The following is a 15581-nucleotide window of genomic DNA, read 5'->3' as shown; positions in this document are numbered from 1 at the left end:
CGATCGCCGGTTCCGGCAGGGAACTTGCGACTGTTCGAATCCAAGTTGCTCTAGGCTGGCAATGCGCTAGTCTCGCCTTCTGGAGCGGCCAGAGTGGGGGCTGGTGTGAGAATGAATTTGGGCGTTGATCTGCTGCGGATCGAGGATGTTGGCATCTCTTTTGCCATTATAGGGGGACCGTTGCATGCCGTCAGGCGTGCGAATCTTCGCGTCTTGCCCGGCAAGGTTACCGCGCTTGTGGGCGAGTCCGGTTCCGGAAAATCGGTTCTCAGCCAGGCAGTGATGGGCATTTTGCCGAACACAGCCCATGTTCGCGGCCGTATCCTGTTTTCCGATCCTGAAAAGCCCGGCACGACGCAGGATATCCTGCAGATGCCGCGTGACGGACCCGAAATCCGGGCGTTGAGAGGCAGCCGCATCGGCAAAATATTTCAGGAGCCGATGACATCACTGTCGCCGCTGCATACGATCGGCAATCAGGTCAGCGAATCCCTGCAGATTCATACGCCCACGGCTCGGGTGGAGCGCAAGGCGCGGACCGAGGAAATGCTCGGACTTGTCGGCTTTCCCAACCCCAAGCGCGCCTATGACATGTATCCCTTTGAACTTTCGGGAGGATTGCGTCAACGCGCCATGATCGCCATGGCGCTTATCTGCCGGCCCGCCCTGTTGATCGCCGACGAGCCGACAACGGCGTTGGACGTCACCATCCAGGCGCAAATCCTGCAATTGCTGCGCGAGCTTCAGACGAAGCTGAACATGGCGATGCTGCTGATCACGCACGACCTTGGCGTAGTCGCCAATGTCGCCGACGAGGTGGTGGTCATGTACCATGGCGAGATCATGGAAGCGGGACCTGTGGAGGCGATATTCCGCCGGCCGGGCCACCCTTACCTGAAGGGCCTGATGGCAGCCGTTCCGCATTTCGACCTGAAGCCCGGCGAAAGGCTAAAAGCGCTCCGCGAGGTGCCGGTGAATGTCGGGAACCTGCTCGGCAAGCAGACGGCGCCAGCATCGAAGGGGCCGGACGACCTCCTGCTGTCGGTCAGGGATATGACAAAGACCTTCACGATCCGCAAGTCCGGATGGTTCGGCGGAGGTCATCAAACCTCTGTTCGCGCCGTGGACGGCGTGAGCTTTGATATCAGGCGGGGCGAGTGCCTGGGTCTTGTCGGCGAAAGCGGCTCCGGCAAAACCACCGTCAGCAAGGTCCTCATGCGGGCTGTCACCCCTAGCGGCGGCTCTGTGATCTTCAACGGCCGCGATGGTCCGATCGACGTCTTGAAAGCCGAGGGAGACGCTCTGCGCATGCTGCGCGCGAAAATCCAGATGGTCTTCCAGGATCCGGTTTCGTCGCTTTCACCTCGCATGACGGTGGAGAACATTTTGAGCGAGCCGCTGGAAATCCATCAACGTGGCAATGCCGCGTCCCGACTCGCCACGGTCAAGAACCTGATGCAGGCAATCGGACTCGACCCGCGTTTCATAAAGCGTTATCCGCACAGTTTCTCCGGCGGACAGCGTCAGCGTATCGGCATCGCGCGCGCGTTGGCACTGGGGCCTGAACTCCTGATCTGCGACGAGCCAGTTTCGGCACTCGATGTCTCTGTCCAGGCGCAGATCCTGAATCTTCTGAAGGACCTGCAGAAGGAACTGGGCCTGACCTACCTGTTCATATCCCACAACCTGGCGGTGGTGGACTACATGGCCGACCGCATCGCGGTGATGTGCGGCGGGCGTATCGTCGAGCTAGCGCCGCGCGAAATTCTGCTTAGGAAACCGGTCCACCCCTACACGCGCTCACTGGTCGCCGCAGTCCCTTTCCCCGATCTCGACAGGCCGATGGATTTCAAGACTCTGAAGCTCAGCGGCGCTTCCGACACCAGCGCATGGGGACCGCAATTCCGTGACGAGGGCGACGAGGACATGCTGTCGCCGCTCGACCTTGGCGGCGGCCACCTCGTGCTGGCGCGACGTTCGGCCGATGTCAGCGAGCTACGCCATTGATCAGCCGGCGCACCGTCCTTGGACTCATGGCTTCGGCATTTCTGCCGGGCACGTTGCGCGCCGGCGACCTGGAGCCGGAATTTCTTCAGCCGCAGATGAAGGCCAGGGCGCTGCCGGCCCTGGCCGAACGCCTGCCCAAGCGTCCGCGCGCGTTGAATCTCGCTGCGATGGGCCGGCAGCCCGGCCAATATGGCGGCACGCTGCGCACGATCATCGGCAGCCAGAAAGATATCCGGATGATGACGATCTACGGGTATGCTCGCCTGGTCGGCTATGACGAAAAGCTTAACCTGCAAGCCGACATTCTCGAAAGTTTCGATGTAGCGGATGATCGTGTCTTCACTTTCAAGATACGAGAAGGACATAAATGGTCTGACGGTAGCCTGCTGACGTCGGAGGATTTTCGCTATTGCTGGGAAGATGTCTGGCTGAACGATGAGCTTTCGCAAGGCGGGCTCGCCCCGGCCCTGCTGGCGGATGGCAAGCCGCCACGCTTCGAGATCGTCGATCCGTTGACGGTCCGCTACAGTTGGGATGCGCCCAATCCCGACTTCCTGCCCAAGCTCGCCGCTGCTTCGCCCCTATCGCTTGTTCTGCCGGCCGCCTATCTCAAGCAGTTCCACAAGAAATACCAGGATCCATTCCGGCTCGCCGGCCTAATGAAGGAGAACCGGGCCAAGAAATGGACGCTCTTGCATATCCGCATGTCGCGGCAATATCGCCCGGAGAACCCGGAACTGCCGACGCTCGATCCCTGGCAGAACCGGACCAAGCCGCCGGCTGAGCAGTTCGTCTTCGAGCGGAACCCGTTCTTTCATCGAATAGACGAGAATGGCCGGCAACTGCCCTATGTCGACCGGATAGTCATGAACGTCAGCTCGTCGGCGATCATTTCCGCCAAGACCGGTGCGGGCGAGAGCGACCTGCAAGGCATGGGAATTGACTTCACCGATTACGCCTTCCTGAAGGATGCGGAGAAGCGCTACCCAGTGAAGATGCATCTCTGGAAACGCACACAAGGTTCGCGGCTGGCGCTGCTGCCCAATCTGAATTGTGCCGACCAGGTGTGGCGCGGCCTTTTTCGTGACGTGCGCGTGCGCCGCGCACTTTCGCTCGCTGTGGACAGGCGCGAGATCAATTTGGCCGTGTTCTACGGATTGGCGCAGGAAAGTGCCGATACGGTCCTGCCGGAGAGCCCGCTCTACCGGCCGGAATTCGCGAAAGCCTGGGTCGCCCATGATCCCGACCAGGCTAATGCCCTGCTCGACGAGGTCGGGCTTCAGGCGCGTGACGATGACGGCCTGCGGATACTTCCCGACGGACGCCCGGCGCAGCTCGTAGTGGAAACTGCCGGCGAAAGCACGCTGGAAACCGACGCGCTCGAGCTCATCACTGATCACTGGCGCAAGATCGGCATCGCTCTGTTCATCCGGACTTCGCAGCGCGACATCTTCCGCAGCCGCGCGCTTGGTGGCCAGATCATGATGTCGATGTGGTCGGGCATCGACAATGGCGTGCCGACCGCCGACATGAACCCCTACCAACTGGCCCCCACCGTCGACGACCAGCTGCAATGGCCGCTCTGGGGTGCTCACTACTTGTCCCGTGGCAAGGTCGGCGAAGCGCCCGATCTTCCGCCCGTGGTCGAGTTGATGGATTTACTCAAGCGCTGGAACGCATCGACTGAAGCCACGGAGCGCGCCGAGATCTGGAATTCAATGCTGTCGATCTATACCGATCAGGTGTTTTCGATCGGCACGGTGAACGGAACGCATCAGCCGGTTCTGGCATCCTCGCGGCTGCGCAATCTGCCCGACAAGGCGCTTTACGGCTACGACCCGACCGCCTATTTCGGTGTCTATATGCCGGATACATTCTGGCTTGGAGAGTCCTGAGCGTGCTTCGATATTTGGTCTGGCGCATCGCCGTGATGGTTCCAACGCTGCTGGTCATATCGGCACTGGTGTTCACGATCATCGAACTTCCCCCAGGCGACTATTTCGACAGCTATGTTGCCGAGCTTCGGGCTCAGGGCGAAGCGGTGGATTCCGATCGCATCGAGATGATGCGCAAGGAATATGGTTTCGATAAGCCACCGGTCATTCGCTACTTCTACTGGGTCGGCGGGATGCTGCACGGCGATTTCGGCTATTCCTTCGAATATGAGCTGCCGGTTCGCGACGTCGTGGGGGACCGAATGTGGCTGACGGTGCTGGTTTCCTTCGTCACGATCATCTTCACCTGGCTCATTGCCTTTCCGATCGGCATGTACTCCGCCACGCATCAATACAGCTGGGGCGACTACGGCCTGACTTTCTTCGGCCTTCTCGGCCTTGCGATTCCGAACTTCATGCTGGCGCTGATCCTGATGTATTTCGCCAACATCTGGTTCGGCACGTCCATCGGCCATCTCATGGACCAGCAATATCTCGGCGAGCCGATGAGCTGGGCCAAGGCGAAGTCGATCCTCGCCCATCTCTGGATTCCGGTCTTGATCATCGGCACCGGGGGCACGGCAAGCATGATCCGGCGGCTGCGCGCCAATCTGCTCGATGAATTGCATAAGCAATATGTCGTGACCGCGCGCGCCAAAGGCCTTCATCCCTTCAGGGCGCTGGTCAAATATCCGCTGCGCATGGCGCTCAATTTCTTCATTTCGGATATCGGCTCTATCCTGCCGGCCATCATCTCCGGTGCCGAAATCACGGCGATCGTGCTGTCTTTGGAAACGACCGGGCCGATGCTGATCAAGGCGCTGCAAAGCCAGGACATGTATCTCGCAGGGTCGTTCCTGATGTTCCTCGCCTTCCTGACGGTCATCGGCGTCCTGATTTCCGACCTAGCGCTGGCGCTACTTGATCCGCGAATTCGTTTGCAAGGCGGCAGCACCAAATGAACACGCAATCGCCGCTGCCCGCTCCGGGTGCCCCACTGCAACACTACGTTTCCATCGAGCCCTTTGACCTGCAGTCGGTCGAGGCGATGACGCCGGAGCAGGAGAAGGTCTTTCAGGCGTCGCAGCTGCGGCTGATGTGGTGGAAATTCCGCCGGCACCGGCTTGCCCTTGTATCCGGCATATTCCTGGCAACGCTTTATTTCGGGATACTGATCTGCGAGTTCCTGGCGCCCTACGATCTGCACACGCGCAACATGGACTACATCTATTCGCCGCCGCAGCGGGTGCACCTGTTCCACAACGGCCAGTTCGTCGGGCCGTTCGTCTATGGCCGCCAGATGACGCTGGATATGGACACGCTCAAGCGAAACTACATCGAGCAACAGGATGATGTTCAGCGGATCCGTTTCTTCTGCAAGGGCGACAAGTACCGGTTCTGGGGCCTGATCGAAGGTGACAGGCATTTTGTCTGCCCCGCCGAAAACGGCCAGCTCTTTCTGGCCGGCACTGACAGGCTGGGGCGCGATGTGCTCTCGCGCATCATCTATGGCGCACGCATTTCACTGACAATAGGCCTCGTCGGCATCAGTTTCAGCTTCCTGCTCGGCATTGTCATCGGCGGACTGGCCGGCTATCACGGCGGTATCTTCGATCTGATCGTTCAACGGATAATCGAAGTTCTGCAATCGATCCCCAGTATTCCGCTATGGCTGGCTCTGGCGGCGATCATGCCGATAACCTGGAGTCCGATCCTGATCTATTTCGGCATCACCGTCATCCTCGGGCTGCTCGACTGGACCGGACTGGCGCGGGCCGTGCGTTCGAAGCTTCTAGCCTTGCGCGAGGAGGATTACGTTCTGGCCGCGCAATTGATGGGCGCCAGAAGCAGCCGCATTATCCGCCGACACCTCATTCCCGGGTTTATGTCGCATCTGATCGCGACGGCAACGATCTCCATACCCGGCATGATCCTGGGCGAGACGGCGCTGAGCTTCCTCGGGCTCGGCCTGAGGGCGCCGATAACCAGCTGGGGCATCCTGCTCACCGAGGCGCGCAGCGTCAGCGTGATCGCGTTCTATCCATGGCTGCTTTTGCCGATGCTCCCCGTCGTTCTCGTCATCTTGGCGTTCAACTTCCTCGGCGACGGGTTGCGGGACGCCGCGGACCCCTACAAGTGACATCGCTATTCCGCCGCGCGCCGCGCCGCCGACTCCACCCGGTATGATCCTTGTCGGCAGCCTGTTCGCTTGTTGCAGTGTTCATCGTTCGCCTCTACACGCGGCAAGACTCGATCGGGGTTTAACACGTCGCCTCTGGTTTCAGCCGCGAAACGCTCTGGTCGGGGGCAGTTGATTTCGTGGACTTGTTCAGGAGATACAATCGCGCATGAGTCGCCTCGACAGTTTCATCCGGAGGATGACCGCACAGCGCGACATACTCGATCATGTCTGCGCCGAGGTGGCGAAGATAGAGGGCCCCGTGCTCGAGCTCGGCCTCGGTAATGGCCGGACGTTCCACCATCTGCGCGAGCGCCTGCCCGGACGCCGGATCATAGCGTTCGACCGCGCACTTGCCGCACACGCCAGCTCAATTCCCGAAGCTGAAAACCTCGTGCTCGGCGAAATACGCGAGACGGCGAGCAGGTTCATTGGCATCGACGCCGCCCTTGTTCATGCCGACATCGGCACCGGCTATGAAGATCGCGATGCAGTGATCTCTACCTGGCTTCCCGATCTGACCGCGCGCCTACTTCGCGTCGGCGGCATCGCGGTCAGCGGCACGCCGCTCGATCACCCGCAGTTGCAACGCCTCCCGCCGCCACCTTCGGTTCCCGCCGATCGTTATTTTATCTGTAGGCGAGTGTGAGGGGCCGGGACGAGCCAAATCTTCAGGGCCAAGCCTTCAGGGGATCGTGTATACTGCTATCTCCCGGTCAATGCCGCGCAGCGAGACCTCGTGGGGCACGGGCGTCAGCGCGTTCCTGTGTAAGAGATCGGCGGTGAGATTGTCGTCGACCACCGATCGAGTGGCGAAGATCGCCTGTGCGTTGGCAAGGTTCTGGACCCGCGAAGCAATGTTGACCGTCTGGCCGAAATAGTCCTGTCGCTCATTCATAGACACGGCGATGCAAGGGCCGGCATGGACTCCGATCTTGAGCAGCAGATCCTCGCGCCCGCTCTTGTCGTTGAGCGTACGCATGGCATCGCGCATCCTGAGGGCTGCAGCAATCGCACGATCGGGCGTCGCGAAGGTCGCCATCACCGCATCACCGATCGTCTTCACCACCGCGCCTGCCTCCGCCGTGACGATCTCGTGCAGAACCTGGAAATGCTCGCGCACGAGATCGAAGGCTGAAAGGTCGCCCACCCGCTCGTAAAGCTCGGTCGATCCGCGCAGGTCGGTGAACAGGAACGTCAGGCTGGTGATCTTCAGGCGCTGGTTGATGTCGAGTGTATCCGTGCGATAGAGATCGCGGAACGTCTGGTTGGTGAGCAGGCGCTTGGCGGTCAGGAAGGGCCGGCGTTTTCCCAGGAAATCATGCAATGCCTGGCCGGCGATGAAGACCGTCGGCAGCACGCGGGTGTCGGTCCGGTTTTCCAGCGAAATGCGCAACGGGCCGGGTTGCATCTCCAGCGTCTGGTTCTGAACATGGTCGCGGTCGAAGGCCAAAGAGAGGCTTCGGCGCTCCTTTGTTGGTTCGCCCTTCCCGTCGATGAACTGCGCCGAGTGGGTGACCGGCTCGAAGACGATGATGAATTCGGACGGAAGCTGTATGGGCAGAACCGCCTTTTCACCGGGCGCAAGCTCGATATCCTCCAGCGAGAACGCTTCCATCTTTTCCGCGAAATGCTCTTCCGGCAGATCGACGCCGGACGCCCAGTAGATCTGGCGGAAATATTCCGCCACCGGCAGTTCGTGTGGATTGTGGGCGGCAATCCTGCGCACGCGGGGACTGACGGTGAATGTCACCTCGACCATCTCGTCGAGGGTCGGTGAATAGCCCTCGGAGCACAGCGCGCAGGTGTATTCGTCCTTTTGCAGGGTTTTCAGCGTGGCGTTGGTGTCGAGCACGCCGCCACAGCCGGGGCACAGAACATTCCAGGAAATGTCGAAGATGCCCACCCGCGCGGCATGGAGAAAGGCGCCTATTGCGCGCTCCTCGTCGAGGCCATGCTTGCTGGCGAAGGCTGGCGCATTGATGCGGCAAAGTTCGCGGTCCTCGCCCTCCGCGATGGTTCGCTTGATCGCGTCGATCGGCTGTGGATCGACATCGGCCGATTGTCGCAGAAGTGAGAACAGATCCTGAGCTTCGTTCATCGTGCAGGCTCCGGAAAATGCACCCCGTGGCGTTTTGACCGGACCGGTCTTTGGTCCGAATGCTCCATCTTACTTCGAAACGAACCGTGCGGCCATTCGAATGGATAAGCCTGGTGACCGTTCACTTAGGCCGATTTTAACCGGCCGCAAGCAGCATTATGAGGGTCCATGGAGCCTTCATCTTTGGGATTTTCTCCCATGCCGACATCCGACAATCCGCCATTTCCCGCGACCCTGCGCCTTTTCTCTGCGGTCGTCATCATCGTCCTGATCGTAGGCGCCGGCCTGTTTTTCGTGCCTGTTCTGGTCAAACCGGGCTGGCCTTGGGCCGTCACGCCGTTCAATGCGCGCTTTCTCGGCGGCTTCTACACCGCCGAAATGGTCGTGATGGCGGCGCTGCTGGTCTGGAATCGCTGGTCGCCCGGCAGGCTCGTGCTCGTCATGGCCTTCATCTTCACCTTCATCGTGTCGGTGGCTTCGTTCATCAATCTCGGCTATTTCAACTTCGAGCGCAAAGCGCCCTGGCTGTGGTTTTTGGTCTATCTTGCTTCGGTCGCGGTATCCGGGCTGTTCCTGTGGCGGGCCAGAGCCCGTCCTTCTGCGAAAGGCGTGACCTTAAATCCCGCATGGCGCGGCTACATGCCGGTGGAATCCGCGATCCTTGGGCTCTATGGCGTCGGCCTGTTGCTGTTTCCCCTGACATTCAGTGGCATCTGGCCATGGCCGATCGATGCCTTCCACGCTCAGGTCTACAGCGCAATCTTCCTCGCCGGTGCGGGCGGTATATATCTCGTCTGGAGAAGCGCGCCGCGCGAGGAACTGCTGGTGCTCGGGTTGGCACAGTTTCTGGTTGGCCTGCTTGCCATCCTCGGCGTCGTCATCACCGACGCTGCGGTGCACCGGATCGACTGGACGGCGATCGGGACATTGTGCTGGCTCACGCTTTTCGGCTGGATCGGCATCAGCGGCGTCTTCAAACTCTACGCCGCCTCCCGGTATTTCAGCTCGCAATCGGCATCATAGGTTGAGAGACGGCTGGATTTTCAGGTGGCGTCCGGTGCATCGTACCGGTCCGATTGCCTTCGCCGGGAACGCCATGACCAGCACGACGTCGCCACCCTCCGAGAAAAGCCAGCCGCTGCTCCGGTCCGTCCGGCCAAGCGATGCGGAGGCGCTTTGCGCTATTTTCAACATGCCGGGCTTCCGCCAGGGCACGCTCAGGATGCCTTTCGAGATGGTGGAGCAGGTGGCGCGGCGCATCGCCAAGTCCGGCCCGGAAACCACCTGGATCGTTGCCGAGCTGGACGGCAAGGTCGTCGGCCATGGCAGCCTGGTCGTGCAGGGTTCACCGCGCCGTTCGCACATCGGCGAGATCAATATCGGCCTTGACGATGCCTTTGTTGGCAAAGGTATCGGCTCTGCCATACTTGGCGCGCTGCTTGACGTGGCCGACAACTGGCGCGCCCTGAAGCGAGTCGAATTGACCGTCTATGCCGACAACGAACCGGCCCTCCGTCTCTACAAGAGCCACGGCTTTGAGATCGAAGGCCGGCATGTGAAGGCCGGCTTTACCGACGGGCAGTACCACGACCTCCTGAGCATGGCCCGGCTGCGGTTCTAAGATCCGCTGTTTGCCTTGGCTGTTTAGCCAATCTGACAATTTGTGCCGAGTCAGCGAACAGGGCTGCATCCAGCAAGTCTGGTCTCGCTTGGCGTTTACACCGCAAGCGGCTAGACGGGACCAATGACCGCCGTCTTTGATCCAACCCCTACCCCTCCGCTGGAAATTCTGGCTGTGCTGTCGCTGCTCTGCCCGGAGGTCGTGCGCGACATCGAGCAGAACTGGAATGCACCGGTTTCCGATTACGCCCGCCATCTGTGGCGGCCGGTGGCAAGGCCTGCATCGGGCCCGGCGATCGCTGCCCGCTCGATCCTGCGCGAAGTCCTGCATCAGCGCCTCGATAGGATCATGCGGCCTGAGGAGATCGGCAAAGCCCTCGACGAGTTCGAGCACAGACCGGTGATTCAGTCCGGCCTGCACTGCCTGCTTCTGATGGACCGGATCACCTTCGATGCCCTCCTGCTTGCCTGGCTCGGCGCGGTCGAAAACGGGCTGTCGGCCTTCGTCGGCTTCATGGGAACGACGATGACCATGGAGACAGTTGGCCGGGAGGGGCCGGGATGGCTCGATGTCGGCGACGACAAGGTCAACCTGTTCGGCATGGGGCGCCACAAACTGTGCCGCAAAAGCGCCTGCGTGGCCGGTCCCGTCTCCCTCAACAAGCGCGCGCTCGAAGCGGTGGGCGATGAAACGGATGCCAGCCGCTGGCTGGGCACACTGCTTGCCAGCCAGGACAAGGTGTTTGAAACCGCCGCCGATGCGCTGACTGCCCTGAACCACGATCTGGTCGCCAATTGGGATCGTGCCGGCATGGCCCTGCCGGTTTTCATCGATGATCGGGCCGCCGCGGCTGCCATGGCGCGGCATCTGGAATATGACGGCGGCCTTCTTTCCAGACTGCTCATTGAACCCGCAAGACGCCAGCGTCTCGAACGTGCCTGGCAAGAGGCCGCATCGAGCCCATTTGGCAGATTCCTGCCCAATGCCACGGACTATTTCTGGGGCATTCGCGAGGAGCGCGTGCGCAAACTCGTTCTCGAGAACGGGCACCTGATCGAGCCCGACAGGCCGCAAGGTCTTTCCATCCCGTTCGAGCGGCCGTATCTCAGGCAGGCGCTGCTGGACGGCGTGCTGCTGCCGAACTTGTTCCTGACGTTCCTCGTCCTTGCCATATTGCCGCGCGCGCGGGTCGTGGGGGGCCTGAGACAGATTGGCTATGTAGCGCTTTTCCACTCGATCCTTCTGGCCGCGCTAGACGAAAACGCGCCGGAAGAGCGCGATCTGGCTGCGGAGCTGCAGGTTCGGGAAAATGCCTGGGGCATGCGGGTCATCGATGAAAAGATCTCAGTCCGCGAGCAGCTTGCCGGCCTGCCGGAAGGAGCGCTCTTCCCGGACCTGCTCCGGCAATACCGATTGCGGACATTTGCCGAGACGACCGACGACCTAAAACTGGTTCGCGAAAACGCCAGATGGCGCAAGATCGGCCAGGCAGAGATCAAGCCGACCTGAGCCTAAGTCACAACCGCAAGCTGACAGCGAGCCAGCCGTTGCATCAAGAGGTCATGCGTAGCGCTCTGCCACCGGACCCACACGGATGGCTCGATGCCCATTTGCGCTGCCGCTTGCTCGTCGACGGCTATCGGTGCATCCTTGTGAATAGCCTGGCCGTGCAGTGCGGGCGAGATCACGCCGTCACGGCCACTAGTGAGGTCTTGTTCGATGGACTGCTCGGGCTGCGGTTTCGAGATTGAGGGCGGTTACGCCTTCTGTCCGAGGTGTGGCAGGCGCCAGCCCGTGCCATGCGCCAGTTGCGGCTACGCCTGCGCACCTGATTTCGAGTTCTGTCCGAAATGTGGGGCAAGCGTCGGTGCGCCCGCAAAAGCCGTCGAACGGCCTGCTCCGGCACCAAGCCGGACCATTGTGCCGCCTTCTCGAACTCCGTCGCTGCTTCCGAACATCGAAAGCGAAGAAGGGCTGCATCCCGTCTCCGACGCCGATCGCCGGACGGTAACGGTCCTGTTCGCCGACCTTTGCGGCTTCACGACACTCAGCGAGCAGCTCGACCCCGAGGTCATGCAAGCGCTGCAGAATAAACTGTTCAAGGAATTGACGGCGGCCGTGCGAAACTTTGGTGGTTTCGTCGACAAATTCATCGGCGATGCACTGCTCGCTTTGTTCGGTGCGCCGGTCGCGCATGAGGACGATCCGGAACGTGCGCTTCGCGCCGCTCTCGACATGATCGCCCGGACGGCGCGGCTCGGCGAAAGCACCCCCCACTCCGGCTCGCCTCTGTTACTCCACATCGGCATAAACACTGGTCCGGTCGTTACTGGCGGATTGGGCATCGGCACCGCCAGATCCTATTCGGTGACCGGCGACACAGTGAATACGGCGCAACGCCTGCAATCGCTGGCCGCACCGGGTGAGGTGCTGGTAGGCGAGCTCACTCACAGGCTGACCCGGCATGCCTTCTCTTACGAGTCACTGGGTGATGTCGTGTTTCGCGGCAAGGCTGGCAGCGTGCTCGTCCATCGACTGGACGCACCGCTAGCGGTGCCGCGCCCAGCGCGCGGGCTCGAGGCGCTCGGCCTCAGTGCGCCACTAATAGGTCGTGGTGCGGAGCTCAATAGAATGATGGCGAGCCTTGACCAGGCGTGCGGCGGCTCGGCCCAACTTGTCCGCCTCGTCGGAGAAGCCGGCATCGGGAAATCGCGGCTGGTGAAGGAGTTCGTCGCCCGCGTCGGCGACGAGGAGCGTTTTCGCAACGTCGTCGTGCGGCAGGCCACGTGCTCACCGCTGGGCGAACAATCTTTTGGCGCCTTGGGCGCCGTGGTGCGCAGCGCTGCCGGGATGATGCAAAACGACAATGGGGACGAAATGCGGGGGAAGCTCGCAGGCTTGCTTGCCGATCTCGGCCTGCAGGGCGAGGAGGCGAAGCGGCTGATGCCTTTGCTCTATCATGTGCTCGGCCTTGGCGACCCCGATGCCACCTTGCAGCATGTCGAGCCTGAGCAGTTGCGGCGGCAAATTCTCTACGCAGTCCGCACAATCATCGAACGGCGGCTTGCGTTGTCGCCGCTGTTGATCGTCGTCGAAGACCTGCACTGGGCCGACGCCGTGTCGCTCGAGGCACTACGTTTCGTGATGGACAGGTTAGAACGCACGCGGTTGATGTTGCTGGTCACGCATCGTCCGGCGCCGGACAACGACCAGCTCGACTCAAGTCGGGTCAGTCACACAGCGCTCAGGCTTCCGCCGCTCAATGGTGATGACGGACGCAGGCTGCTCGCGGCGCTTTTCGGCGAGAGCTGGGTAAACTCCGCAGGAGGGCTTCTCGATCAGATCCTCGAGCGCGCGGGCGGCAACCCCCTTTTTGTAGAGGAGATTGTTCGCGGCCTTATCGATCGCGGTGTACTGATGCGAGAGGGCCAGCGATGGCGGACTGTGGCCGGCGAAGTCGCAACCGGCATCCCCGCCACTATCCAGGCGATGTTGCTTGCCCGCGTCGACCGGCTGCCCCCAGAGGTGCGCCGGTTGGCTCAGGAGGCCGCGGTAATTGGCCCGCGTTTCGATGCCACACTTCTGAAATCCGTGACGGCCGACCCCGGCCGGCTTGAAGCCGGCTGCGAACTGCTTTGCGATGCGGAAATCATCGAGGAAGTTGCCGGATCAGGCTCGGTCTTGTCGCAAAGCTACCGCTTTACGCAAACATTGCTGCAGGACGTGATCTACCAGAATCTGCTCCTGCAACGCCGGACCGACATCCACGGGCGGGTCGGTGCTGCCTTGGAGCAACTGTGCGGCGACCAGCCGGAACGGCTCGAGGATTTGACCGTGCTCGGTCATCATTTCGCACAGAGCGCCGAGCGGGAGAAGGGCGCGCATTACCTGCGGGCGGCAGGCGATCGCGCTCGCATGATATACGCCAACGACGACGCCCTTCGTTTCTACGAGCGAGCACTGACAGCATTGGACGCGATCGGGCAAACACCGCTCAAACTGGCAATTGCAGAGCGCATTGCCGATTTGAGCGGCCCGGCAGGCCGCCGCGAGATCGCGCACCACCACTACGAGACCGTGTTGCAGGCATATCGCGAAGCGGCCAATCACGTCGCCTCGGCGCGAGTTTTGCGTAAGATCGGTCGGCTGCTCTGGGACGTCGGCAAGCGGGACAAGGCAGAACCCTGCTATGCTGAGGCGGCAGCGCTCCTCGATGGGGCGGATGCCCCGATCGAGCAGGCGCATCTGTGGCAAGAACGTGGCCGACAGGCGTTCCGTAGCGGAGATCACGCTCTCGCGGCAAAATGGGCAGACGCGGCGCTGGATTGCGTACGCAATCTGACAACGGAGCATGTCTCCGAGGTTGGGTGTGATGCCACTCTTGTGACCGCCGAGGCACTCAATACCAAGGCTGTCGCGCTGGCTCGCCTCGGGCGAAACCGTGAGGCCGTGCGTCAGGTTGAGCGTAGCATTGAATTGGCCGAAGCCGCCGGTCTGCTGGGCGCGGCCTGCCGCGGCTACACCAATCTCGGCGTGCTATACACGACCATCGATCCGGCACAGGCGATGGAGGTCTGTCGGCGCGGTCTTGAAGTGGCGCGCCGTATTGGTGATTTGGGTTTCCAGGCGCGCCTCCTCGCCAATCTGGCGGTCGCTTGTTGTACTTTCACGGATCGCTGTCCAACGGAGGGCATACCTGCTGCCGAGAAGGCCATCGAGATCGACAGGGCGCTCGACCAGCGCGAGCACCTGCCGGTGCCGTTGATCGTGCTTGGGCAGATCCACCAGTGCAACGGCCGTCCGGACCTGGCCGTTGGTTTGTTCCACGAAGCACTGGACGTAGCCCGCGAAACGGGCGAACCCCAACTGCTGTTTCCGTGCTATGATGGTCTTGCAACGCTTAATCTCGACCTCGACAACCTGGCCGAGGCCGAACGCTACTTTTCCCTGGCGCAGGGTATTTGCGCCCAGCACGGGCTCGACCCGGAAGCGCTCGTGGTGCTGCCTTTTCTCGACTAGCCGGGGTTGGAGGTTGGAAATGTCCGCGCGTAGTGACTTGGTGCCGCTTCAACCGGGCGACCGTGCGCCGAACGTGGTACTCGACGCCATTACCCAGGAAGGCAAGATCGCGCTTGACGACTTTCGCGGACAAAAACCGGTGCTGGTCGGCCTGTTTCGAGGTCTGCATTGTGCGTTTTGCCGGCGCCATATCGCCGCCCAGGCGCGGCTTGATCCGGAGCTGCGCGAAAAGGGCGTGGAGAGCCTGACGGTGGTCAACACGCCGATCGAACGGGCGCGTCTCTATTTCCGCTACCATCCGATGCCGAATCTGCTTGCGGCCTCCGACCCTGAACGCGCTTCACATCGTGCTTTTGGACTGCCCAATCTCGAATTCACCCAAAACGAGACGAACTGGCCGTACAAGGTCTCGATGGCAGCGGCAAAGGATATGCGGGTCGACATACCAGGCGAGTTGCCCGGTCCTATGGATCCTCTTGAGGCCAGCGAAATCCTCAACAAGAAGGACCATTACGAACTGACCGAAGCCGACGAGCAGATGATAGCAACGGGACACGGACAATTGATCGGTCAGTTCCTGCTGGACCGGCAAGGGATCGTCCGCTGGAGCTTCACGGAGGTTCCAGAGGGCGGGCGATACATGTTTGGGGCGCCAAGCCCGCAGGAGCTGATGTCAGCCGTGTCCCAAGTCGCCCAATAGACTTGCGAACGAGGTAAGCG

General features: G+C 61.3%; 11 protein-coding genes. 10 read left to right on the top strand and 1 reads right to left on the bottom strand.

Annotated elements, in window-relative coordinates:
- Positions 1-111 precede the first annotated feature (111 nt).
- The 5 genes from NKJ13_RS25040 (at position 112) to NKJ13_RS25020 (ending at position 6769) form a co-directional block, all read left to right on the top strand.
- Entirely contained in the window at positions 112-2007 is a 1896-nt protein-coding gene (locus NKJ13_RS25040) for an ABC transporter ATP-binding protein (protein WP_352475783.1), read from the top strand.
- Positions 2004-3902, top strand: a complete 1899-nt coding sequence (locus NKJ13_RS25035) for an ABC transporter substrate-binding protein (protein WP_352506848.1) — start codon at positions 2004-2006, stop codon at positions 3900-3902. The genes NKJ13_RS25040 and NKJ13_RS25035 overlap by 4 nt, the downstream gene beginning before the upstream one ends.
- A gap of 2 nt (positions 3903-3904) precedes the next feature.
- Complete coding sequence (locus tag NKJ13_RS25030) at positions 3905-4903, top strand: ABC transporter permease (RefSeq protein ID WP_254818875.1); 999 nt, start codon at positions 3905-3907, stop codon at positions 4901-4903.
- Positions 4900-6081 (top strand): ABC transporter permease, encoded by a 1182-nt coding sequence (locus tag NKJ13_RS25025; protein WP_254818876.1) that lies wholly within the window; start codon positions 4900-4902, stop codon positions 6079-6081. The genes NKJ13_RS25030 and NKJ13_RS25025 overlap by 4 nt, the downstream gene beginning before the upstream one ends.
- Before the next feature lie 208 nt (positions 6082-6289).
- On the top strand, positions 6290-6769 hold the full coding sequence (locus tag NKJ13_RS25020) for a class I SAM-dependent methyltransferase (RefSeq protein WP_352506849.1): 480 nt from the start codon (positions 6290-6292) through the stop codon (positions 6767-6769).
- Between the two features lie 36 nt (positions 6770-6805).
- On the opposite strand, the gene NKJ13_RS25015 is transcribed toward NKJ13_RS25020, so the two are convergent.
- Positions 6806-8221, bottom strand: coding sequence for an adenylate/guanylate cyclase domain-containing protein (locus NKJ13_RS25015; protein WP_352737279.1), 1416 nt, complete (start codon positions 8219-8221; stop codon positions 6806-6808).
- Positions 8222-8419: 198 nt separating this feature from the next.
- Between NKJ13_RS25015 and NKJ13_RS25010 the strand changes: the two genes are divergently transcribed.
- From NKJ13_RS25010 to NKJ13_RS24990, 5 genes are all read left to right on the top strand, one after another.
- Positions 8420-9244 carry a hypothetical protein gene (locus NKJ13_RS25010; protein ID WP_352506851.1) on the top strand — a complete coding sequence of 275 codons (825 nt, stop codon included), beginning with the start codon at positions 8420-8422 and terminating at the stop codon, positions 9242-9244.
- A 73-nt stretch (positions 9245-9317) separates the two neighbouring features.
- Positions 9318-9842 carry a GNAT family N-acetyltransferase gene (locus tag NKJ13_RS25005; RefSeq protein ID WP_302895874.1) on the top strand — a complete coding sequence of 175 codons (525 nt, stop codon included), beginning with the start codon at positions 9318-9320 and terminating at the stop codon, positions 9840-9842.
- 123 nt (positions 9843-9965) lie between these two features.
- On the top strand, positions 9966-11351 hold the full coding sequence (locus NKJ13_RS25000) for a hypothetical protein (RefSeq protein ID WP_352506852.1): 1386 nt from the start codon (positions 9966-9968) through the stop codon (positions 11349-11351).
- 210 nt (positions 11352-11561) lie between these two features.
- Positions 11562-14861: an ATP-binding protein gene (locus NKJ13_RS24995; protein WP_352506853.1), complete on the top strand. Its 3300-nt coding sequence runs from the start codon at positions 11562-11564 to the stop codon at positions 14859-14861.
- 19 nt (positions 14862-14880) lie between these two features.
- Complete coding sequence (locus tag NKJ13_RS24990; protein ID WP_254818884.1) at positions 14881-15561, top strand: redoxin domain-containing protein; 681 nt, start codon at positions 14881-14883, stop codon at positions 15559-15561.
- Positions 15562-15581: the final 20 nt, after the last annotated feature.

Source organism: Mesorhizobium sp. M0174 (genome assembly GCF_040322275.1).
GTDB lineage: Bacteria > Pseudomonadota > Alphaproteobacteria > Rhizobiales > Rhizobiaceae > Mesorhizobium.
This window is presented reverse-complemented; position numbering and strand designations above follow the sequence as displayed.